This window comes from Streptomyces sp. NPDC004647, assembly GCF_040609575.1.
GTDB lineage: Bacteria > Actinomycetota > Actinomycetes > Streptomycetales > Streptomycetaceae > Streptomyces.
Genome location: NZ_JBEXKU010000049.1, coordinates 28,828 through 50,300 on the forward strand (window position 1 = coordinate 28,828; position 21,473 = coordinate 50,300).

Annotated in this window: 22 protein-coding genes; 15 read left to right on the top strand and 7 right to left on the bottom strand. The window is 70.2% G+C overall.

Translation table 11 applies throughout. From position 1 onward, the window contains the following. Positions 1 to 164: 164 nt before the first annotated feature. From atpB to ABZW18_RS21820, 9 genes are all read left to right on the top strand, one after another. On the top strand, positions 165 to 965 hold the full coding sequence (gene atpB / locus ABZW18_RS21780) for a F0F1 ATP synthase subunit A (RefSeq protein WP_356189830.1): 801 nt from the start codon (positions 165 to 167) through the stop codon (positions 963 to 965). 74 nt (positions 966 to 1,039) lie between these two features. After that, positions 1,040 to 1,291: a F0F1 ATP synthase subunit C gene (locus ABZW18_RS21785; protein WP_356189832.1), complete on the top strand. Its 252-nt coding sequence runs from the start codon at positions 1,040 to 1,042 to the stop codon at positions 1,289 to 1,291. A 42-nt stretch (positions 1,292 to 1,333) separates the two neighbouring features. Then, positions 1,334 to 1,876: a F0F1 ATP synthase subunit B gene (locus ABZW18_RS21790; protein ID WP_356189770.1), complete on the top strand. Its 543-nt coding sequence runs from the start codon at positions 1,334 to 1,336 to the stop codon at positions 1,874 to 1,876. Continuing rightward, positions 1,873 to 2,688 carry a F0F1 ATP synthase subunit delta gene (locus ABZW18_RS21795; protein WP_356189772.1) on the top strand — a complete coding sequence of 272 codons (816 nt, stop codon included), beginning with the start codon at positions 1,873 to 1,875 and terminating at the stop codon, positions 2,686 to 2,688. Before ABZW18_RS21790 ends, ABZW18_RS21795 begins: the two co-directional genes overlap by 4 nt. Positions 2,689 to 2,831: 143 nt before the next feature. Then, on the top strand, positions 2,832 to 4,403 hold the full coding sequence (gene atpA, locus ABZW18_RS21800; RefSeq protein ID WP_356189774.1) for a F0F1 ATP synthase subunit alpha: 1,572 nt from the start codon (positions 2,832 to 2,834) through the stop codon (positions 4,401 to 4,403). Between the two features lie 2 nt (positions 4,404 to 4,405). Next, a complete protein-coding gene (locus ABZW18_RS21805; protein WP_356189776.1) occupies positions 4,406 to 5,320 on the top strand; it encodes a F0F1 ATP synthase subunit gamma in 915 nt (304 codons plus the stop codon). 3 nt (positions 5,321 to 5,323) lie between these two features. After that, on the top strand, positions 5,324 to 6,778 hold the full coding sequence (atpD, locus tag ABZW18_RS21810; protein WP_356189778.1) for a F0F1 ATP synthase subunit beta: 1,455 nt from the start codon (positions 5,324 to 5,326) through the stop codon (positions 6,776 to 6,778). 123 nt (positions 6,779 to 6,901) lie between these two features. Further along, the gene (locus ABZW18_RS21815; RefSeq protein ID WP_356189780.1) at positions 6,902 to 7,279 is read left to right on the top strand and encodes a F0F1 ATP synthase subunit epsilon; all 378 of its coding nucleotides are present in this window, start codon (positions 6,902 to 6,904) and stop codon (positions 7,277 to 7,279) included. 124 nt (positions 7,280 to 7,403) lie between these two features. Then, complete coding sequence (locus tag ABZW18_RS21820; RefSeq protein ID WP_356189782.1) at positions 7,404 to 7,874, top strand: DUF2550 domain-containing protein; 471 nt, start codon at positions 7,404 to 7,406, stop codon at positions 7,872 to 7,874. Between the two features lie 49 nt (positions 7,875 to 7,923). Here ABZW18_RS21820 and ABZW18_RS21825 read toward each other — a convergent pair whose 3' ends face one another. Together ABZW18_RS21825 and ABZW18_RS21830 are read right to left on the bottom strand one after the other, a co-directional pair. Next, positions 7,924 to 8,625 carry a response regulator transcription factor gene (locus ABZW18_RS21825; protein ID WP_356189784.1) on the bottom strand — a complete coding sequence of 234 codons (702 nt, stop codon included), beginning with the start codon at positions 8,623 to 8,625 and terminating at the stop codon, positions 7,924 to 7,926. Further along, positions 8,622 to 9,839 carry a histidine kinase gene (locus ABZW18_RS21830; RefSeq protein ID WP_356189786.1) on the bottom strand — a complete coding sequence of 406 codons (1,218 nt, stop codon included), beginning with the start codon at positions 9,837 to 9,839 and terminating at the stop codon, positions 8,622 to 8,624. The genes ABZW18_RS21825 and ABZW18_RS21830 overlap by 4 nt, the downstream gene beginning before the upstream one ends. Positions 9,840 to 9,994: 155 nt before the next feature. On the opposite strand from ABZW18_RS21830, the gene ABZW18_RS21835 reads away from it, so the two are divergent. Continuing rightward, positions 9,995 to 10,579, top strand: a complete 585-nt coding sequence (locus ABZW18_RS21835) for a hypothetical protein (protein WP_356189788.1) — start codon at positions 9,995 to 9,997, stop codon at positions 10,577 to 10,579. A gap of 96 nt (positions 10,580 to 10,675) precedes the next feature. Here the strand turns inward: ABZW18_RS21835 and ABZW18_RS21840 are convergent, their stop codons facing one another. After that, a complete protein-coding gene (locus ABZW18_RS21840) occupies positions 10,676 to 11,248 on the bottom strand; it encodes a cob(I)yrinic acid a,c-diamide adenosyltransferase (protein WP_356189790.1) in 573 nt (190 codons plus the stop codon). Between the two features lie 610 nt (positions 11,249 to 11,858). Here ABZW18_RS21840 and ABZW18_RS21845 point away from each other — a divergent pair. From ABZW18_RS21845 to ABZW18_RS21855, 3 genes are all read left to right on the top strand, one after another. Beyond that, on the top strand, positions 11,859 to 12,707 hold the full coding sequence (locus tag ABZW18_RS21845; RefSeq protein WP_356189834.1) for a 3-hydroxyacyl-CoA dehydrogenase family protein: 849 nt from the start codon (positions 11,859 to 11,861) through the stop codon (positions 12,705 to 12,707). Positions 12,708 to 12,842: 135 nt separating this feature from the next. Then, entirely contained in the window at positions 12,843 to 13,166 is a 324-nt protein-coding gene (locus ABZW18_RS21850; RefSeq protein WP_356189792.1) for an STAS domain-containing protein, read from the top strand. A gap of 263 nt (positions 13,167 to 13,429) precedes the next feature. Continuing rightward, the gene (locus ABZW18_RS21855; RefSeq protein ID WP_356189794.1) at positions 13,430 to 15,970 is read left to right on the top strand and encodes an ATP-binding protein; all 2,541 of its coding nucleotides are present in this window, start codon (positions 13,430 to 13,432) and stop codon (positions 15,968 to 15,970) included. 84 nt (positions 15,971 to 16,054) lie between these two features. On the opposite strand, the gene nucS is transcribed toward ABZW18_RS21855, so the two are convergent. After that, positions 16,055 to 16,717: an endonuclease NucS gene (nucS, locus tag ABZW18_RS21860; protein WP_356189796.1), complete on the bottom strand. Its 663-nt coding sequence runs from the start codon at positions 16,715 to 16,717 to the stop codon at positions 16,055 to 16,057. 213 nt (positions 16,718 to 16,930) lie between these two features. Here nucS and ABZW18_RS21865 point away from each other — a divergent pair, with 213 nt between their 5' ends. Beyond that, a complete protein-coding gene (locus ABZW18_RS21865; RefSeq protein ID WP_356189798.1) occupies positions 16,931 to 17,323 on the top strand; it encodes an SCO5389 family protein in 393 nt (130 codons plus the stop codon). A gap of 68 nt (positions 17,324 to 17,391) precedes the next feature. On the opposite strand, the gene ABZW18_RS21870 is transcribed toward ABZW18_RS21865, so the two are convergent. Beyond that, positions 17,392 to 18,420, bottom strand: a complete 1,029-nt coding sequence (locus ABZW18_RS21870) for an LLM class flavin-dependent oxidoreductase (RefSeq protein ID WP_356189800.1) — start codon at positions 18,418 to 18,420, stop codon at positions 17,392 to 17,394. A 215-nt stretch (positions 18,421 to 18,635) separates the two neighbouring features. Here ABZW18_RS21870 and ABZW18_RS21875 point away from each other — a divergent pair, with 215 nt between their 5' ends. After that, positions 18,636 to 18,959: an ATP/GTP-binding protein gene (locus tag ABZW18_RS21875; RefSeq protein WP_356189802.1), complete on the top strand. Its 324-nt coding sequence runs from the start codon at positions 18,636 to 18,638 to the stop codon at positions 18,957 to 18,959. Between the two features lie 70 nt (positions 18,960 to 19,029). Here ABZW18_RS21875 and ABZW18_RS21880 read toward each other — a convergent pair whose 3' ends face one another. Together ABZW18_RS21880 and ABZW18_RS21885 are read right to left on the bottom strand one after the other, a co-directional pair. Next, positions 19,030 to 20,022 (bottom strand): ABC transporter permease subunit, encoded by a 993-nt coding sequence (locus ABZW18_RS21880; RefSeq protein WP_356189804.1) that lies wholly within the window; start codon positions 20,020 to 20,022, stop codon positions 19,030 to 19,032. Next, positions 20,019 to 21,404: an ATP-binding cassette domain-containing protein gene (locus ABZW18_RS21885; protein ID WP_356189806.1), complete on the bottom strand. Its 1,386-nt coding sequence runs from the start codon at positions 21,402 to 21,404 to the stop codon at positions 20,019 to 20,021. Before ABZW18_RS21885 ends, ABZW18_RS21880 begins: the two co-directional genes overlap by 4 nt. Positions 21,405 to 21,473 lie beyond the last annotated feature (69 nt).

A 21,473-nucleotide genomic window follows, 5' to 3' on the forward strand; every position in this document is an offset into this window, starting at 1 on the left:
CATGCAGCTGATGCCTGGCAGGCCACTCGGCTCGACGCCGACCAGCCGCCCCCACATTCGTAAGACCAGTCCAGTGCCGTCCCGCGGCTTCTTGCCGCGCCGACACATCGAGGTTGCCGTACCCATGCGCCAAGCTGAAGGAGCTCGCGGTGAGTGACGCAAAGATGCTCGCCTTCGAGACCGATTGCCACCTTTTTGATGGGTGCGGCTTCACTGAAGTGTCCCCTGGGCTGCACTCATTCGTCTTCAAGCCGCTCTTCCACGTGGGCGGCGTCGAGTTCAACAAGCCGATGATGCTGGCGCTGCTGAGCACGATCGTCGTCATCGGGTTCTTCTGGGCCGCCTTCAACAAGCCGAAGCTCATCCCCGGCAAGCTGCAGATGGTGGGCGAGGCAGGTTATGACTTCGTCCGCCGTGGCGTCGTTTACGAGACGCTGGGCAAGCGCGAGGGCGAGAAGTATGTCCCCCTCATGGTCTCGCTGTTCTTCTTCATCTGGATCATGAACATCTGGGCCATCATTCCGCTGGCCCAGTTCCCGGTGCCGTCGGTCATCGGATTCCCGGTAGCCCTCGCCTTGATCGTCTATGTCCTGTGGGTCAGCGTGACCTTCAAGCGGCACGGCTTCGTCGGCGGCTGGAAGAACATCGCCGGCTATGACAAGTCGCTCGGCCCGGTGCTTCCGGTGGTCATGTTCATCGAGGTCCTCTCGAACCTGCTGATCAGGCCGTTCACGCACGCGGTCCGGCTCTTCGCCAACATGTTCGCCGGGCACGTACTGCTGCTGATCTTCACCATCGCCACGTGGTACATGCTCAACGGCATCGGCATCGCGTACGCCGGCGTCTCGTTCGTCATGACCATCCTGCTGACGGCCTTCGAACTGTTCATTCAGGCACTGCAGGCCTACGTCTTCATCCTCCTGGCCTGCAACTACATTCAGGGCGCTCTCGCCGAGCACCACTGAGCAGCCAGCCCCCATCCGATAGGCGTCCGGTGGCCAACCCCCACCGGTCCGTGAAAGAGAAGGAAGAAACCGGCATGTCTGCTGCGCTCCAGACCCTCGCCCAGGGCGTCGAAATCAAGGGCAACCTCGGCTCCATCGGCTACGGCCTCGCGGCGATCGGCCCCGGCGTCGGCGTCGGCATCATCTTCGGTAATGGCACCCAGGCGCTGGCCCGTCAGCCTGAGGCCGCCGGCCTGATCCGTGCCAACCAGATCCTGGGCTTCGTCCTCTGTGAGGCGCTGGCCCTGATCGGTCTGGTCATGCCGTTCGTCTACCCGACGAAGTGATCGCGGCATACGTACCTGCCCGATTCGACGAAAGGCACTGATGTGATCGCCCTGCAGCTGGCCCAGGAGGAGGAGATGAACCCCCTCCTCCCGGCCCTCCCAGAGATCGTCATCGGCCTGATCGCTTTCGCGATCGTCTTCGGCTTCCTCGCGAAGAAGCTTCTCCCGAACATCAACAAGGTTCTGGAGCAGCGCCGCGCGGCCATCGAAGGCGGGATCGAGGAGGCCGAGGCGGCCAAGGCCGAAGCCCAGGACGTGCTCGAGCAGTACAAGGCTCAGCTCGCCGAGGCCCGGCACGAGGCCGCCCGTCTGCGCCAGGAGGCGCAGGAGCAGGGTGCCGCACTCATCGCGGAGATGCGTGCGGAAGGCCAGCGGCAGCGTGAGGAGATCATCGCCGCAGGTCACACCCAGATCGAGGCCGACCGCAAGCAGGCAGCGCAGACGCTGCGCCAGGACGTGGGCAAGCTCGCCACCGACCTGGCCGGCAAGCTCGTCGGCGAGTCCCTCGAGGACGTCGTCAGGCAGAGCCGCACCATCGACCGCTTCCTCGACGAGCTCGAGGAGAAGGCCGAGGCTGCCCGATGAATGGAGCGAGCCGCGAGGCACTGGCCTCCGCGCGCGAGCGTCTCGACGCGCTGACGGACAACACGTCCGTCGACGCGGCGAAGCTCGCCGAGGAGCTGGCCGCCGTCACGGGGCTGCTCGACCGCGAGGTGTCGCTGCGTCGGGTCCTGACCGACCCGGGGCAGGCCGGTGAGGCCAAGGCCGAGCTGGCGGCGCGTCTGCTGAGCAGCCAGGTCGGCGGCGAGACCGTCGACCTGGTCTCCGGCATGGTCCGTTCCCGCTGGTCACGCTCGCGCGACCTGGCGGACTCGATCGAGGAGCTGGCGAGCATCGCCGACCTCGTCGCGGCGCAGCGGACCGATGAGCTCGACGACGTCGAGGACGAGCTGTTCCGGTTCGGCCGGATCGTCTCCTCCTCGCCGGAGCTGCGGTCCGCGCTCACCGACCGTACGGCCACGGCCACCGCCAAGACCGAGCTGCTGCGCGGTCTGCTGGGCGGCAGGGTGAACCCGGTCACCGAGCGTCTTGTGGTGCGTCTTGTGACACAGCCGCGTGGCCGTAGCCTGGAGGGAGGGCTCGAGGCCCTCTCCAAGCTGGCCGCGGAGCGCCGGGGCCGATCGGTCGCGGTCGTCACCTCGGCGGTGCCGCTCAGCGACCGGCAGAAGCAGCGTCTCGGCGCTGCACTGGCGAAGCTGTACGGCCGGCAGATGCACCTGAATCTCGACGTGGACCCCGAGATCCTCGGAGGGATCTCGGTCCGGGTCGGCGACGAGGTCATCAACGGGACCATCGCGGACCGCCTCGAAGAGGCGGCTCGGCGGATGGCCGGCTGACCAGCCACCAACTCAACAGCCCAGCTTAAGAAAAGTACTGTTAGCGGCCCGAGTTGGGCCGTAGTCGCAGTGACATCTCCGGGGGTGACCCCCGGTACCCCCAGAGAACACTTCGGGCCCAACAAGGAGAGCAGGGAACCCAGATGGCGGAGCTCACGATCCGGCCGGAGGAGATCCGGGACGCACTGGAGAACTTTGTCCAGGCGTACAAGCCGGACGCGGCCTCGCGCGAGGAGGTCGGTACGGTCAGCGTTGCCGGCGACGGCATCGCGAAGGTCGAGGGTCTTCCCTCGGCCATGGCGAACGAGCTGCTGAAGTTCGAGGACGGGACCCTCGGTCTCGCCCTGAACCTCGAGGAGCGCGAGATCGGTGCGGTCGTCCTCGGCGAGTTCAGCGGCATCGAGGAGGGACAGCCGGTCACGCGTACCGGTGAGGTCCTCTCCGTCGCGGTCGGCGAGGGCTACCTGGGTCGTGTCGTCGACCCGCTGGGCACCCCGATCGACGGCCTCGGCGAGATCGAGACCGAAGGCCGTCGCGCCCTTGAGCTGCAGGCTCCCGGCGTCATGGTCCGTAAGTCGGTCCACGAGCCGATGGAGACCGGCCTCAAGGCCGTCGACGCCATGACCCCGATCGGCCGTGGCCAGCGTCAGCTGATCATCGGCGACCGGCAGACCGGCAAGACCGCGCTGGCCGTCGACACGATCATCAACCAGCGTGACAACTGGCGTTCCGGCGACCCCGACAAGCAGGTGCGCTGCATCTACGTCGCGATCGGCCAGAAGGGCTCCACCATCGCGTCCGTGCGCGGCGCGCTGGAGGAGGCCGGCGCCCTGGAGTACACGACGATCGTCGCCGCCCCGGCGTCCGACCCGGCCGGCTTCAAGTACCTGGCTCCGTACACCGGCTCGGCCATCGGCCAGCACTGGATGTACCAGGGCAAGCACGTCCTGATCGTCTTCGACGACCTGTCGAAGCAGGCCGACGCCTACCGCGCCGTCTCGCTGCTGCTGCGCCGCCCGCCGGGCCGTGAGGCCTACCCGGGTGACGTCTTCTACCTGCACTCCCGGCTGCTCGAGCGCTGCGCCAAGCTCGGCGACGAGCTGGGCAAGGGCTCGATGACCGGCCTGCCGATCGTCGAGACCAAGGCCAACGACGTGTCGGCGTTCATTCCGACCAACGTCATCTCCATCACCGACGGCCAGTGCTTCCTGGAGTCCGACCTGTTCAACGCGGGCCAGCGGCCGGCGCTGAACGTCGGTATCTCGGTCTCCCGAGTCGGTGGCTCCGCCCAGCACAAGGCCATGAAGCAGGTCTCCGGCCGGCTCCGTGTGGACCTCGCCCAGTACCGCGAGCTGGAGGCGTTCGCCGCCTTCGGTTCCGACCTGGACGCGGCCTCCAAGGCCTCGCTGGAGCGCGGCAAGCGCATGGTCGAGCTGCTGAAGCAGGGCCAGTACGCCCCGTACTCCACCGAGAACCAGGTCGTCTCCATCTGGGCCGGCACCACCGGCAAAATGGACGATGTACCGGTCGCGGACATCCGCCGCTTCGAGCGGGAGCTCCTCGACTACCTGGGCCGGGAGCACAAGGGCCTGATGACGTCCATCCGCGAGGGCGGCAAGATGTCCGACGACACGCTGCAGGCGCTGGCCGACGCGGTCGCGAGCTTCAAGAAGCAGTTCGAGACCTCGGACGGCAAGCTGCTGGGTGAGGGCTGAGTATGGGCGCCCAGATTCGCGTATACAAGCGCCGGATCAAGTCCGTCACCGCCACGAAGAAGATCACCAAGGCGATGGAGATGATCGCCGCGTCGCGCATCGTCAAGGCGCAGCGCCAGGTGGCGGCGTCGACACCGTATGCGAGTGAGCTCACTCGCGCGGTGACGGCGGTGGCGACCGGCTCCAACACCAAGCACCCGCTGACCACCGAGGTGGACAGTCCGGTCCGCGCCGCGGTCCTGCTCATCACGAGCGACCGCGGTCTGGCCGGCGGCTACTCCTCCAACGCCATCAAGGCGGCGGACCGGCTCACCGAGCGGCTCACCGCGGAGGGCAAGGAGGTCGACACGTACATCGTCGGCCGCAAGGGTGTCGCCTACTTCACCTTCCGTGAGCGCCGGGTGGTGGAGTCGTGGACCGGCTTCACCGAGGGCCCGACGTACGCGGACGCCAAGGCGGTCGCCGGCCCGCTGATCGAGGCGGTCCAGAAGGACACGGCCGAGGGCGGTGTGGACGAACTGCACATCGTCTTCACCGAGTTCGTGTCGATGATCACGCAGACGCCGGTCGACGACCGGCTGCTGCCGCTGAGCCTCGACGAGGTGGCGAAGGAGTCGGGTCCGAAGGACGAGATTCTTCCGCTGTACGACTTCGAGCCGTCCGCGGAGGACGTCCTCGACGCCCTGCTGCCGCGGTACGTCGAGAGCCGTATCTACAACGCACTGCTGCAGTCGGCCGCCTCCAAGCACGCCGCGACGCGACGTGCGATGAAGTCGGCGACCGACAACGCCGAAGAGCTCATCAAGTCGCTCACGCGGCTTGCCAATGCGGCCCGCCAGGCCGACATCACCCAGGAAATCAGCGAGATCGTCGGTGGCGCGAGTGCCCTGGCCGACGCGACCGCGGGGAGTGACTGAGATATGACCACCACTGTTGAGCCGACCGCTCCTGCCGGCGTGGCCACCGGCCGCGTCGCGCGGGTCATCGGCCCGGTCGTCGACGTGGAGTTCCCCGTCGACGCGATGCCGGAGATCTACAACGCGCTGACCGTCCAGGTCGCCGACCCGGCCGAGGACGGCAAACTCAAGACGCTGACCCTCGAGGTCGCCCAGCACCTCGGTGAGGGCCTGGTCCGCGCGATCTCGATGCAGCCCACCGACGGCCTGGTCCGCCAGGCCACGGTCACCAACACCGGCAACGGCATCACCGTGCCGGTCGGGGACATCACCAAGGGCAAGGTGTTCAACACCCTCGGTGAGATCCTGAACGTGCCGGAGGCGGAGGCGGAGGTCACCGAGCGGTGGCCGATCCACCGCAAGGCTCCGGCCTTCGACCAGCTCGAGTCGAAGACCGAGATGTTCGAGACCGGCCTGAAGGTCGTCGACCTGCTGACCCCGTACGTCAAGGGCGGCAAGATCGGCCTGTTCGGTGGTGCGGGCGTCGGCAAGACCGTCCTCATCCAGGAAATGATCATGCGTGTGGCCAAGCTGCACGAGGGCGTTTCCGTGTTCGCCGGCGTCGGCGAGCGCACCCGTGAGGGCAACGACCTCATCGACGAGATGACCGAGTCCGGCGTTCTGGACAAGACCGCGCTGGTCTTCGGCCAGATGGACGAGCCCCCGGGCACCCGTCTCCGCGTCGCGCTGGCCGGCCTGACCATGGCGGAGTACTTCCGCGATGTGCAGAAGCAGGACGTGCTGTTCTTCATCGACAACATCTTCCGCTTCACCCAGGCCGGTTCCGAGGTGTCCACCCTGCTCGGCCGTATGCCGTCCGCGGTGGGCTACCAGCCGAACCTCGCGGACGAGATGGGCCTCCTGCAGGAGCGCATCACCTCGACCCGCGGTCACTCGATCACCTCGATGCAGGCGATCTACGTGCCGGCGGACGACCTGACCGACCCGGCCCCGGCGACCACCTTCGCGCACCTCGACGCGACGACGGTGCTCTCCCGGCCGATCTCGGAGAAGGGCATCTACCCGGCGGTGGACCCGCTGGACTCGACGTCCCGCATCCTGGACCCGCGCTACATCACGCAGGAGCACTACGACACGGCCAGCCGCGTCAAGGGGATCCTGCAGAAGTACAAGGACCTCCAGGACATCATCGCGATTCTCGGTATCGACGAGCTCGGCGAGGAGGACAAGCTCACCGTCCACCGCGCCCGCCGTATCGAGCGCTTCCTGTCGCAGAACACCCACGCGGCGAAGCAGTTCACCGGTCTCGACGGATCGGACGTCTCGCTCGACGAGTCGATCACGGCCTTCAACGCGATCGCCGACGGCGAGTACGACCACTTCCCCGAGCAGGCGTTCTTCATGTGCGGTGGCATCGAGGACCTGAAGGCGAATGCCAAGGAGCTGGGCGTCTCCTGAGCCCCGTGCTCGATGGTGTCGGGGGCGGGCCCGTCCCGCCCCCGACACCTCCGCCCGTTACTCTTTACACCCCAGTCTTTTTCTGGACACCTGCCACGGCAGGTGGAGACCCGAGGAGCCACGTTGGCTGCTGAGCTGCACGTCGAGCTGGTCGCCGCGGACCGCAATGTCTGGTCCGGCGAGGCCACCCTGGTCGTCGCGCGCACCACATCGGGTGATATCGGCGTCATGCCGGGCCACCAGCCACTGCTCGGTGTGCTGGAGTACGGCCCGATCACCATCCGTACAAGCGACGGCGGCACCGTCGTCGCCGCGGTGCACGGCGGCTTCATCTCCTTCTCCGAGAACAAACTCTCGCTGCTCGCAGAGGTCGCTGAGCTGGCGGACGAGATCGACATCGCCCGTGCCGAGCGTGCACTGGAGCGGGCGAAGGCCGACACCGACGCCGCCGCGGAGCGGCGCGCGGAGGTCCGGCTGGTGGCCGCGGCAGGGACCCGCTGAGCCGCACGGCGACACGGAACACCCTCAGCCGCGGACCGCACTGGATTCCTCCAGGGCTGTCCGCGGCTGAAGCAGATCAAGAGGTCATACTGGTCCGGTACATGAGGCGAGGAGGTCGGAGAAGATGTTCCTCGCGCTGATGGTGAGCTGCGCGGTGGTCGCACTCGTGCTGCTGGGGCTGTTCGTCTTCGGTCTGCGCCGCAGGCTCATCCAGCGCTCAGGCGGCACGTTCGACTGCAGCCTGCGCTGGAATGTTCCCTCGAGCGCGGACCCGGAGTCCGGCTCGGGCCCTGAGCGGGGAGGCAAGGGCTGGGTGTACGGAGTCGCCCGCTACAACGGTGACCGGATCGAGTGGTTCCGGGTGTTCTCGTACGCCCCGCGCCCGCGCCGCGTCCTGGAACGCTCCGCCATCGAGGTGCTCTCGCGCCGGGCCCCGCAGGGCGAGGAGGAGCTGGCACTGCTCTCCGACTCGATAATCCTCGGCTGTCTGCACCGCGGCACCCACCTCGAACTCGCGATGAGCGAGGACGCGCTCACCGGCTTCCTCGCCTGGCTCGAGGCAGCCCCGCCCGGCCAACGAGTCAATGTGGCCTGAATAAGAGCCGACGTGTCCCTGCCTCCGGCCGTACCTCCCTGCCACCGTCTCAGTGGCGGATGCCCAACTCCCGTGCCAGTACGGCCGCCTGCACCCTGCTTCGCAGCTCCAGCTTGGACAGCAGCCGGCTCACATGTGTCTTCACCGTGGCCTCCGCCATCGTCAGCCGGGCCGCGATCTCCGCGTTCGACAGGCCCTCGCCGAGGCACATCAGCACTTCCCGCTCCCGCCGAGTCAGCGCGTCCAGCACCGCTGGATCGGGGCCTTCCGGCGTCCGTACGGGCCGGGGCGCGGCGAACTCGGCGATCAGTCGCCGGGTCACCGCGGGAGCGATGATTCCGTCCCCGCGCGCCACCGTCCGTACCGCCTCCACCATGCCCGCCGCGTCGCTGTCCTTGAGCAGAAAACCGGCCGCCCCGGCGCGCAGCGCGCCGAAGACGTACTCGTCCAGGTCGAAGGTGGTCAGGACCAGGACATCCGCCAACCCCTCCGAGACCACCTGACGCGTGGCCGAGACCCCGTCGAGCCGGGGCATCTGGATGTCCATGAGGACCAGGTCGGGGCGGAGCTCGCGGGCCAGCCGGACGGCCTCCTCCCCGTCGCAGGCCTCCGCGGCGACCTCGATGCCCTCCGCGGAGCGCAGGATCAGCACCAGCCCGGCCCGTACGGCGGACTGGTCCTCGGCCACCAGTACGCGAATGGGCGGCTTCGGGGCCCGGGTGTTCCCGGGGGCCTGTGGCGCGTCCGTCATCGTGTCCTCTCTTCGTCCAGCGGCAGCACGGCCCGTACCTGCCACTGCTTCGTCCGGGAGGCCGACGGGCCCGCGACCGGGCCTGCCTCGAACTCCCCGCGGAGCAGCGCCACGCGCTCGCGCATGCCCGCCAGCCCCGCTCCGGAGCCGGGCGCCCGGGGGCCAGGACGGTCCCCGAAAGGGCTGGTGACCCGGACCGTCAGCGGGCCGGTGCCGAAGGGTTGTGCGGTGTGTGCGAGTTCCACGAGAACCTCTCCGGCGGCGGCGTGTTTGAGCGCGTTCGTCAGTGACTCCTGCACGATCCGGTACGCGGCCAGATCGACAGGCGCCGGGGGCGCGGGTGCGCCCTCCGGCCTGTCGTCGCGCAAGGTGAACCACTGGCCGCCGGCGGCGCCGCTCGTACGTGCCTGGGCAAGCAGCGCGTCGAGCCCGGCGAGCGTGGGGGCGGCGGCCGGCTCGTCCTGGGCGCCGGAGTCCCGGAGCAGCCCGATGAGCCGGCGCATTTCGGACAGGCCCTGCACGCTGTTCTCCCGGATGACGTTCAGCGCCTCGTCCGTGGCCTCGGGCCGGCCGATCGACAGCGCGGCGGTGGAGTGGATCGCGATCGCGGAAAGGTGGTTGGCCACCATGTCGTGCAGCTCGCGGGCCATCCGGGCGCGCTCGGCCATCACGGCCTCCCGGCGGTCCATCTCGGACAGCAGCGCGGTCTGCTCGGCGCGCAGCCGGGCGCTCTCCGTTGCGTCCCGCTGGTTGCGGAGGATCGCGCCGGTGGTGGCCGGGGCGAAGCTGACCAGGCCGGTGACCACACCGATCAGCAGGGCCTGTGGATCGCGGAACCACGCCAGGGCCGTGATGGTCACCGCGATGGTGATCAGGCCGGTGGTCACCGGGATCCGGCGCGCGGAGGCGGGGGAGCCGTAGACCACGGCCGCGTACATGATGTCGGTGAACATCAGCACCGTCGCGAGATTTCCGCTGATGAACTCGTCGGCGACGACGGTGACGGTGCCGATCAGCGTCGCGGTGCGGGGCGCGGTCCTGCGCAACAGCTCGGTGCCGGCCATGACGGCCAGCGGGAGGAGCGAGACCCAGCGGACTTCGGCCGCCCGGTTCCCCAGGGAATCCAGCCCCAGCGACCACAGGACCAGTCCGCTCAGCAGCCCGGTGAGCGCGATCATCACATCGTGGCGGTGCGGGCGGAGAAGGACGGTCACCGTCCCATCCAACAGGGTGCGCGGTGCCCGGCGCCTCGGCGTGCGGTCTATCGCCCGGTACATCGAAGGGTGCAGTCCCGGGTCGTCACTGCCGACGACGCGACGGGCCCGGTCCGCCGAGATGCTGGAGGGACTTGCCGGGAGAGGAACTCGCTGTGATCGTCGCCCTGATCATCGTCTGTGAAGTCGCCTTCTGGGTGCTGCTGGCCGGAGGACTGAGCCTGCGGTACCTGGCGAAAATGCCCCGCGCGGGCCTGGCGGTGCTGGCGTGCGAGCCGTTGCTCGAGGTGGTGCTGCTGGCAGCCACCGCGATCGACCTGAAGAACGGCGCGGAGCCGGACTGGAAGCACGGCCTGGCCGCCGTCTACATCGGCTTCACCGTCGCCATGGGCCACTACCTGATCAAGTGGGCCGACGGACACTTCGCGCACCGCTTCGCGGGCGGACCGAGGCCGAGCGGACCGCCGAAGTACGGGATGCCGCGCACGGTGCACGAGTGGCAGACCGCCGGCCGCTGGATCCTCGCCGCGGTCATCGCGATGGCGCTGCTCCAGGGCGCGATCTGGTACGTCGGGGACGACGGCGACACCGGCTCTTTGCGGACGTGGCAGACCAGGATGCTCTGGGTGATCGGCATCAACCTGATCATCGCCGGGAGTTACACGGTCCTGCCGAAGCGGGAGCCGGGCGGGGGCGCGTCCCAGGAGACGCCCCAGCCCCCGGAGAAGTCGCTGCGCTAGCGGCTCCCGGCCCCGATTCCGTATCCCGGCGGGCGGTGTCGCGGGGCAGCGGTTCCCGCCCGGGGTGTACCCGCGGCGGGGCGGGCGCCGGGTGCGTCAGCGGTTCTCGCCCGGGACCCAGAGGATGTCCCCGACCTCCCTGTTCGCCGTCCTCGCCAGGATGAACAACAGGTCCGACAGCCGGTTGAGATACGTCGCGGTGAGCGGGTTCATGATGTCGGCGTGCATCTCCAGCGCCGCCCATGTGGACCGCTCCGCGCGCCGGACCACCGTGCACGCCTGGTGCAGCAGCGCGGCGCCCGGCGTGCCGCCCGGGAGGATGAAGCTGCGCAGCTTCTCCAGGTCCTCCAGGAAGCGGTCGCAGTCCGCCTCCAGCTTGTCGATGTAGCCCTGCTCGACACGCAGCGGCGGGTACTTCGGCTCCTCGACCACCGGGGTGGCCAGGTCGGCGCCGACGTCGAACAGGTCGTTCTGCACGCGGACGAGGACCTTGACGAGGGGCTCCGGCAGCTCCCCCAGGGCGATGGCCACGCCGATCGCGGCGTTCGCCTCGTTCGCGTCGGCGTACGCCGCGATCCGCGAGTCGGTCTTCGTGGTGCGGCTCATGTCACCGAGGGCGGTCGTGCCGTCGTCCCCGGTACGGGTGTAGATGCGCGTCAGATTGACCATGTTCCCGAGCCTAGTCACGCCCCGGCTCTCCGGAAGAGCCGTGTGCCGTCTGTCACGGAGACGGCGGTCGGCGCGGCGGCCGTCAGGGCCCCGTACAGCAGCGTCGGTACCGGCGCAGTCGCCGGTGGAGGCCGCCCGGAGCGGCCGGACAGCGGCGGCGACGGCACGGCGTATATCCGCGCTGTCGAGCCCCGTGATTCAACAACCGTGTGGGCGACCCTGTCCGGCTCCCGCCTCCGGCCGTGGCGCACACACTCTCGACGGGTTGTGTGCAGGGGATTTGTAGAGCACCCGGATCGTCCGCTACGCGGGCTCGGCGCTGTTGTGAGCGCAGCGGGACGTGGAAGAAGCACAGCGTCACGGCTGTGGTGCCGGGCTCGTCCAAGGCGTACACCGGCGTACACCACCGTCATCTCCGCCTCCTGCAGCGACCGGACAGTCACGGCTACGGCTGGGGGAAGGAGGGCGACTTGGCGCGGACGGAAGTTCGTCGGGACTGTGATGTCCGCCATTTGGGATGTGACGCGTGCCTCTTAGCGCCCAACTGCCACCTCACGAGCGCTAAGGTCCGCCGGAGAGCGTAAATGAACAGGGCGTGAAGGGGACAGCAGTGGCCAGGAAGCTCGCCGTCATCGGAGCCGGACTCATGGGGTCCGGCATCGCTCAGGTCTCGGCCCAGGCGGGCTGGGACGTCGTGTTGCGCGACGTCACCGACCAGGCGCTGACCCGTGGCACCGACGGCATCAAGGCGTCGTACGAGAAGTTCGTCTCCAAGGGCAAACTGGACGCCGCCGACGCCGAGGCCGCGCTGGGCCGCATCACCACCAGCACCGATCTCGGGGCCGTGGCCGACGCGGACATCGTGGTCGAGGCCGTCTTCGAGAACATCGAGGTCAAGCAGGAGATCTTCCGCAGCATCGAGGGCCTGGTGAAGGACGAGACGATCCTCGCCTCCAACACCTCCGCGATCCCGATCACCAAGATCGCGGCGGTCACCGGCCGTCCGGAGAAGGTCGTCGGCACGCACTTCTTCTCGCCGGTCCCGATGATGCAGCTCTGTGAGCTCGTACGCGGCTACAAGACCAGCGACGAAACCCTCGCCGCCGCCCGCGAGTTCGCCGAGAGCGTCGGCAAGACCTGTGTCGTCGTCAACCGCGATGTGGCCGGGTTCGTCACCACCCGGCTGATCTCGGCGCTGGTCGTCGAGGCGGCCAGGCTGCAGGAGTCCGGCGTGGCCTCCGCGGAGGACATCGACATCGCCTGCAAGCTGGGCTTCGGCCACGCCATGGGGCCGCTGGCCACCGCGGACATGACCGGCGTGGACATCCTGCTGCACGCCACCAGCAACATCTACACCGAGACACAGGACGAGAAGTTCGCACCTCCGGAGAGCATGCGCCGGATGGTGGATGCCGGTGACATCGGCCGCAAGAGTGGGCAGGGCTTCTACAAGCACTGAGGATCCGTCAACCAGAGGGTCACCCTTGCGGGTGAATTCGGTATCGGTTCGCTTACAGGCGGCAACTTTGCCGTGTGAGAGGCAGTCAGTTCTGTAGACGTTGACCAGGTAACGCACCACTTCCGGGGAGCGCATATGCACATCAGGGGCGACCATGTCGAGCTGGTCGTCGGGGGCCGCCTCGACGTCCGCAGCGCGGCGGACGCCCGTACGGTCCTGCACGCCGCGGTCGACTCCGGCCGCGGCGACCTCGTGCTCGACCTGAGCGAACTCGACTCCTGGGACGCCACCGGGCTTGGCGTGATCATGGGCGCCCACCGGCGTGCGGGCCGGGCGGGCCGCAGACTCGTCCTGCGCGGCGTACCACCCCAGATGCAGCGTCTCCTGGTGGCCACCCGGCTGCACCGCATTCTCGCCATCGAGGGCGGCATCGAAGCCGAGTCGCTGCCCCGGGTCTGAGTACGCCCGGGGCGCGGCACCCGATCCGGGCAGCCGCCGCGATCCTCACAAATCTGTGACGTTCCGGGCGCCGGGGTACCCCCCGTATTTCATGGATACTCTGTGAAGGTCTAGGGTTCGGCTGCCCGTCCCACACACCGATGGCCCGGACGGGCACCGGACCGGAAGCGACGGCTGGGGCTACCACCCGGCCGAAGGCTGGGGAAGTGCTGACAGGCCGGGAGGGCAGACGGCACGCGACCCGGATCTGGGGGGCTTTGAGCATGGACCCGAACAACCGGGGACCGGAAGAGTACGGCCATGACGACGACCGCTTCGACGAACGCAGCGAGACCGGCGCACGAACCCCGCGCCCGGACCGCGAGCCCATGACATCCGCTCTCGGGCCCGGAGACCGGGACGGCGGCAAGGGGCCCGGCCTCGCCCGCACCGTCCAGCTCGTGACGGGCGAGTACCTGCTGACCGTCAACCCTGTCGACGGCAGCGAGATAGAGCCCTGCCCGCCCGGCGAGCACCCGGGCCGGCCCGGACGCACCGGCACCGAGGAGCGCGCCGCGCTGCGCCGCGCCTCCCTGCCGCCCGTACCGGCGGGTCCCGCCGTGCCCGAGCTCCCGCTGCTGGAGCGCGGGGAGGAGCGCGAGCGGCTCGCCCGGCTCATCTCCCGCGGGCGGTCCGTGCGGGTCACCGGGCCCTCCGGCTCCGGCCGCACCGCCCTGCTCGACGCCGTCGCGGCGGACTGCGCCGACCTGGCCCCCGACGGTCTCGTCCGGCTGTCCGGTTGCCACCGCACGCCCAACGATCTGCTGTACGAGCTCTACGCCACCGTGCACCACGCGCCGCTGTACCGGCCGGACCGCGCGGAGTTGCTGGAGAGCGTTCACGAGATCGGGGCGGTCGTCGTTCTCGACGACATCGAGTTCGGCGGCAGCGCCCTCGACGAGCTCCTCGGCGCCACCCCCGAGTGCGCCTTTCTGATTTCGGCCACGCCCGATGTCGCGGCACCCTCAGCCGACTCGCACCTCGAGGAGCTCTTCCTCGGCGGACTCGCCCGCACCACGTGCCTGGAGCTGCTGGAGCGGGCCGTGCGGCGCCCGCTGAGCGACGAGGAGGCGGCCTGGGCGGCGGATCTGTGGTTCGAGTCCGAGGGGCTGCCGCTGCGCTTCGTCCAGGCCGGGGCGCTGCTCCGGCAGCGGGACGCTCTGCGCGCCGACCCCGGCGCCTTCGACGAGTACGGCATGTATGCCGAGCAGCCCGCCGACGCGCCGTTCGACGCGGACGGGCACGACGTACCGGTGCCGACGCTCGCCGAGGGGGCCGCTCCCGCCGCGCTGCTCGCGTCCCGGCTGAGCGAGGCGGCGCGCGAGACCCTGCGCTTCGCCGTGGCGCTGGCCGGCGAGTGCCCGCACCAGGCACATCTGCCGGCGCTCGCCGGGGACACCCACGCGGACGCCGCGGTCGGCGAGTTGCTGGGCTGCGGACTGCTCGCCCCGGTCGGGGCGCACTACCGGCTCGCGGCGGGGGTCGCGGCCCAACTGGAGGCGGCCGGGTACGCGGACGACACCGCCGGGCACGCCCTCGGCGCCGCGCAGCACTACGCCTGGTGGGCCGGGCACCCGTCCGTGACCGCCGAGCGGGCCGCCGTCGAGGCCGACGCGATTCTTGCCGCGATGGCCGCCCTGGTGAGCGGTGGGGACACAGGCCATCCGAGCGCGGCCGTGCTGCTGGCCCGTACGGCGGCGCCCGCGTTCGCCGCGGCGCTCAGCTGGGGCGCGTGGGAGCGGATGCTGCGGCACGGCCAGGAGGCCGCCCGGCTGTCCGGCGACGTCGCCGAGGAGGCGTACTTCCACCACGAGTTGGGCATCCTGGCGCTCTGCACCGGCGCTCTGGACCGGGCGCGGGCCGAGCTGGAGGCCTCCAGCGCGCTGCGCGGCGCGCTCGCCGACCGGAACGGCGCCGTCGCCGGCCGCCGTGCGCTGGCACTCGTCGCGGACAAGTCCGGCGCCTTCTCGCACGGCGCGGGGGGTACGGGCGCGGGTGAGGAGACCTCGGACGCCCGTAGCGACCAGTCGGCTTCACCGCCCGGCGGGGTGCTCGCGCGCCCGGGCTCGGACGAGGCGGCCACGGTCGTCACCCGGCAGCCCGCGGCCTCGGGCGGCGGCCTTGGGAAGCGGCTCGGGATGCGCCGTACGGTCATCGGCGGGGCCCGGCGCAATGTGGTCGCGGCGGGCGCCGGCGCGCTGCTGGCGGCCGTGCTCGGCACCGTGGTCACCCTGGGCGCCACCTCGGGCGGCGACGACGGTCCGCCGGACAGGGTGGAGTCCGAGCAGTCCGCGAGCGAGGAGGACGGGGGCGACGGGATCACCGCCGACAAGCCGCCGGTGCGGCGCGCGACGAACCGGCCGCAGCAGCCGGGGGAGAGCGGTGCGCCCGGCACGTCCGGCACGCCCGGGACCGGCGACAGCGATGACCTGTCGGGGGAGGCGTCGGAGGGCGGCAGGCCCAGCTCGTCGAAGCCGGGGGAGCCCGATGACCCGGACGACCCGACGAGGCCACCGTCGCCGACCAGGACGTCGAAGCCGACGAAGCCCCCGGCAACCCCGTCGAGCACTCCGCCCAGCTCCACGCCGTCGGGCTCCCCTTCGTCGAGCACCAGCCCGACCGCGCCCAGCGGTGACACGTCCAACACCGCGAGCGGCTCCGCGCCGAGCAGCCCGGACAGCGGCGGACCAGCCACCAGCAGCGCCCCGGCGTCGGGCGGCGGTTCCGGTACGGGTACCGGTACGGGATCGGCCCCGGTCGCCTGACCGGGGCCGCCACGGAAGCTGCGGTGCGTGACTCGCCTCGTAGGAGTTGTCTCGTAGGAGTCGCGTCGTAGGAGTTCCGGGGCCTCAGAAGAGGCGGAGCTTGTCGTCCTCGATACCGCGCAGCGCTTCGTAGTCGAGGACGGCACAGCCGATGCCGCGGTCGGTGGCCAGCACGCGTGCCTGCGGCTTGATCTCCTGAGCCGCGAACACACCCTTCACCGGGGCCAGATGCGGGTCCCGGTTGAGGAGTTCGAGGTAGCGGGTGAGCTGCTCGACCCCGTCGATCTCACCGCGCCGTTTGATCTCCACGGCCACCGTCGTACCGTCCGCGTCCCGGCACAGGATGTCCACCGGGCCGATCGCGGTGGGGTATTCACGCCGAATCAGTGAGTAGCCCTCTCCCAGTGTTTCGATCCGGTCGGCCAGCAGTTCCTGGAGGTGCGCCTCCACGCCGTCCTTGATCAGGCCGGGGTCGACCCCGAGCTCGTGCGAGGAGTCGTGCAGCACCTCCTCCATGGTGATGATGAGCTTCTCGCCCGCCTTGTTCACCACGGTCCAGACATCTCCGTCCCCTTCCTTGAGGGTGCAGGGCGGGGACATCCAGTTGAGGGGTTTGTAGGCCCGGTCGTCCGCGTGGATGGAGACACTCCCATCGGCCTTCACGAGGATCAGACGGGGTGCTGACGGGAGGTGGGCCGTGAGCCTGCCCGCGTAGTCCACGGAGCAGCGGGCAATGACGAGACGCATGGTCGGCAACGCTACTCGACCGGGCACGGTCCACGCGATTCGCCCTGGATGAACCTGTTCGGCCGTGGCCGGTTGTATCCCTCTTCGCCTGGTGCGGCCGCCGGGCCAGGCTTAACGTTTATGCGGGAAGTTGTCGAGCGAGCACGCTGAGTCGCCGCGGCTTCCCTTCCCTGCCCGTAAGACCCCGTTCCCGGGGTCGCGAGAGGAGAACTCATGTCGCTCGACGTCTCACCGGCCCTGCTCGAGAAGGCCGAGCGAGGCGAGGTCGATGAAGCGGAATTCGTCGACTGCGTCCGGACCTCCCTGCCCTTCGCGTGGGAGATGATCAGCTCTCTGGTGGCTCAGCTCAAGGTGGACGGCGGCGACTTCGCCGACAACCAGGTGCCGCCGCCGGACGAGCAGGCACGCGGCCAGCTGCTTCGCGCGCTGGCGAGCGACGCGATACGTGGTGCGCTGCAAAGGCACTTCGGAGTACGGCTGGCATTCCAGAACTGCCACCGGGTCGCGGTCTTCCCGCTCGCCCCTGCGGCGGACGAGCGACTGGCCCGTTTCACATCCGTACGGGGACAGCTGCTCAACCAGTCACCTCAACTCCGGGACTGCTGAGGCGTCGGCCGCCGCTCCGCAGGCGGGGGGAGGTACACCAGTGCGGGAGCGGCGGCCGACGGGCACCATCAGCAGAGCAGCGGGAGGACCTCGCTCCCCAGCCGCCGGACGTTCTCCACGGTGGCCATGAGGTCGCCCGTGCCCTCGGCCAGCAGAGCGAAGCGGCTGACACCGGTGCGCTCCGCCGTGGCCGCCAGCCGGTCGGCGCACAGCCGGGGCGGTCCGACCGGATGGAGCGCGCTCAGCAACTCGGTGTACGCATAGGGGTCGCGCATCCCCCGCGTCCTGCCGTCGACGGTGACATGGGCGCCCAGACCCTGGTGGAGCCAGCCGGGCATGGCCTTGGACAGGGCCTCGGCCGCGGACTGCCGGGCGTCGGCGATCTGCACCACTCCGGCCGAGACATGCCCGGCGGCCGCGACCTCTTCGGGTGAACGTCCGGCCGCCAGTGCGGACTTGCGCCAGAGGGCGACCATGTCCGCCTTCTCCTCGTCTCCGCAGTGCATACCCAGCAGCATCGGCAGCCCTCGCTCCGCGGCGAGCCGGATGCTCCCGGGGGAGGTGCAGGCGACCACCACCGGGGGGCCTTCCGGGGCCTCCAACAGCTCGTCCGCGCGCGGCACGACCGGGACTTCGCGGAAGGAGAAGCGCTCGCCGTCCGCGCCGACGCGGGGCTCCCGCAGCCAGCGCAGCAGCAGGTCGAGGGACTCGGGGAAACCGGTCTCGTACGCCTCCAGGCCCGCGCCGAAGACCTCGAGGTCCACCCAGGGCCCGCCGCGGCCGAGGCCCAGTGTGAACCGGCCTCCGGAGGTGAGGTGCAGCAGTGCCGCCTGCTCGCCGAGCGTCACCGGGTGCGTGGCCGGCAGCACACTGACGGCCGTGCCCACACCGATCCGGCGGGTGCGGCCGAGCAGCAGGGCTGCCAGGGTGACCGCCGAGGGGCAGACGCCGTACGGCACGAAGTGGTGCTCGGCGAGCCAGACCGAGTCGAGCCCGGACTCCTCCGCGACTTCAGCGGACCGCACCGCGCGGTGCAGCGCCTCCCCCGGTCCCTGGCCCGGGAACTGGGCGGCCAGTACAAAAGCTCCTACACGCATCGCCTTCTGCCTCCTCGCGGCCGACGCGGCACCCCCTTACTGGCAATAACGCCTGACACGTGCCAAAGGCACGGCCTCTCGAGAAGTTTTGCGGATTATCAGGGGTATCGCGGGGTTCGCCGGAGGTGTGCCGTCATCGGGTGTGCCGTCACCCATGCGCCCGGCGCGTAGGCTGGACGCCGCAAACCGACCCCTGACTGTGCGCGAGGTGCCCCGTGTCTCCGCGTCGAAACCGCCCGCGCGGCGGCGACAACTTCCCTCCCGGCGGCGAGGGTGACGGCGACCGCTACGGCCTGGAGAGCACGGAGTGCTGGCAGGGCGAGGAGTGGGTGGTGCGCCGGATCGGCGGCGGCTCCGCGGCGAAGCACTACCGCTGCCCCGGCTGTGACCAGGAGATCCCGCCGGGCGTCCCGCACGTCGTCGCCTGGGCCCGGGAGGGCCGGGTCGACGACCGGCGGCACTGGCACCGGGCGTGCTGGAACGCGCGGGACCGCCGCACCACCCGGGTGCAGCGGTCCCGTAACGCACCGCGCCACTGAGCCGCCGGGGCCTCAGGGCGCCGCCCGGGGCCTCAGCGCGACGCCGAGGCCTCAGGGCATGATCCTCCGGTCAGACGTCGCGCTTCTCCAGCAGGGCGAAAGCGGCGACGAGCGCGGCGGCCGTCACGCCCACGAGGATCCAGAGCAGATGCCAGCCGGTGCCGTCCCCGCCGTCGATCGGGATGCGGTAGAGCGTGGCGAGCCCGTTCAGCGGTGAGTACTCGATCAGCTTCTCCCGCACCTTCTCCAGGCTCTCCGTCTGCATGAACAGTGCGAGCAGCAGCGGCAGCAGCACGGCGCCGAGCATCGCGGTGATGGCACCGGCCGAGTGCCGCAGCAGCGAGCCCACGGCGAGCGACAGCAGGCCGAGCAGCGCCACGTACAGTCCGGCGCCGAGTGTCGCGCCGAGCCACTCGCTGCTGGTGGCGATCACCTCGCCGCCCACGACCGACTCCTTGGGGATCGTGGCGAACTCCCCGGGGGGACGGCCGCCGAGCATCGAGGAGTGCATCAGCGCCGTCAGACCGGTCGCCACGGTCGTCATCACCAGGGACAGCAGGAAGAAGACGACCGATTTGGCGAGCAGCACCCGTCCGCGTGAGGGGCAGGCGGTCAGGGTCGTACGGATCATGCCGGTGCCGTACTCGGAGGTCACCACCAGCACCCCGAGCGTGATGATGCAGATCTGACCGAGTATCAGACCGAAGAAGCCGCCCGAGAGGAGCGGCACGGTCTGCTCGGCGCCCTGGAGGCCGACCCCCGTGAGGAGCCCGATGCCGACGACGAGCAGGAACATGGTGCCGAGCGTCCACATCGTGGAGCGCACCGTCCGGATCTTGGTCCACTCCGAGGCGAGCGCGTGGCCGATGTGCGTACGGCGGACGGGGATCGGTGAGGTGTAGCCGCTCCCGAACTGCTGCTGCGGTGGCTGCTGCTGCGGACTCGCGGCGTACGGCTGCGCCGGCGGCTGCTGCTGGGCGTGCGGGGGTGTCTGCGGCGGCGCCTGCGGTGGCGTCTGCGGGGGCATCGGAGTCGGGCCCTGCTGCTGGTACGGGGTCGTCATCGGGTGTCCTCGCTGTCACGCTTCGTCGAGTCGGGGGCAGCGGCGGGCGCCGGAGCGTCCTGCGGCGCGGCTGCGGCCGGGGGAGCGGCGGGCGCGGGCTGTGCACCGGCCGGGGCGTCGGGCCGCGGCGGAGCCGGCCAGGCCGACTGCGGCTGGGCGTACGGGTTCGGCCCACCGGGACCCGGCGCGGCGTTCGGCGCGGCACCCTCCGGCGTGGCGTAGGGGGGCTGAGGCCCGCCACCCGGCTGGGCGTACGGCGCCGGGCCGCCGGGCTGCGGCGCGAAGCCCCCCTGCGGCGGTGCGAACCCTCCCTGCGGCGGAGCGAAGCCCCCCTGCGGCGGGGCGAAGCCCCCCTGCGGCGGGGCGAAGCCCCCCTGCCCGCCGTGCGGCTGCTGCCCGTAACCCGGCGCGCCCTGTGGCGCGTAACCGGCCTGAGGCTGCGACTGCAGGCCGGAGCGCTGGTCCTGGGTCGAGCGGTAGTCCACCGCGCCCTGCGTCATCTGCATGTACGCCTCCTCCAAGGAGGCCTGGTGCGGCGACAGTTCCCACAGGCGGACATCCGCGCCGTGCGCGAGGTCGCTGATCCGCGGCAGAGGCAGGCCGGTCACCCGCAGCGCCCCGTCCTTCTCGGGCTGCACCTGTCCGCCCGCCTCGCCCAGGGCCGAGGCCAGCTTCTCCCGCTGCGCGGAGTCGCCGTCCGGGGTCCGGACCCGGGCGTAATCGGCCGAGTTGTGCGAAATGAAGTCCTTGACGCTCATGTCGGCCAGCAGTTGGCCGCGCCCGATCACGATCAAGTGCTCGGCGGTGAGCGCCATCTCGCTCATGAGATGGCTGGAGACGAAGACCGTGCGGCCCTCCGCCGCCAGCTGCTTCATCAGGTTCCGCACCCAGAGGATGCCCTCCGGGTCCAGGCCGTTGACCGGCTCGTCGAAGAGCAGCACTTGCGGGTCGCCGAGCAGCGCCGCCGCGATGCCGAGCCGTTGCCCCATGCCGAGCGAGAAGCCGCTGGACCGCTTCCTCGCCACCTCGTGCAGTCCGACGACGCCCAGCACCTCGTCGACCCGGCGGGCCGGGATGCCGGACAGCTGCGCCAGCGACAACAGATGGCTGCGCGCGCTGCGGCCACCGTGCACCGCCTTGGCGTCGAGCAGCGCCCCCACGTGGCGCGGCGCGTTCGGCACCCGGCGGAACGGCAGGCCGCCGATCGTCACATGTCCGCTCGTCGGCCGGTCCAGGCCCAGGATCATGCGCATCGTGGTGGACTTACCGGAGCCGTTGGGCCCCAGGAAGCCGGTGACGGTACCCGGCCGCACCTGGAACGACAGGTTGTACACGGCCGTCTTGGCGCCATAGCGCTTCGTCAGGCCGATTGCCTCGATCATTCGACGTCCCTTGACGGATGGAACGGGGACAAGGACTGATACTGAAGACCCCCGTAAGGGCTAGGAGGA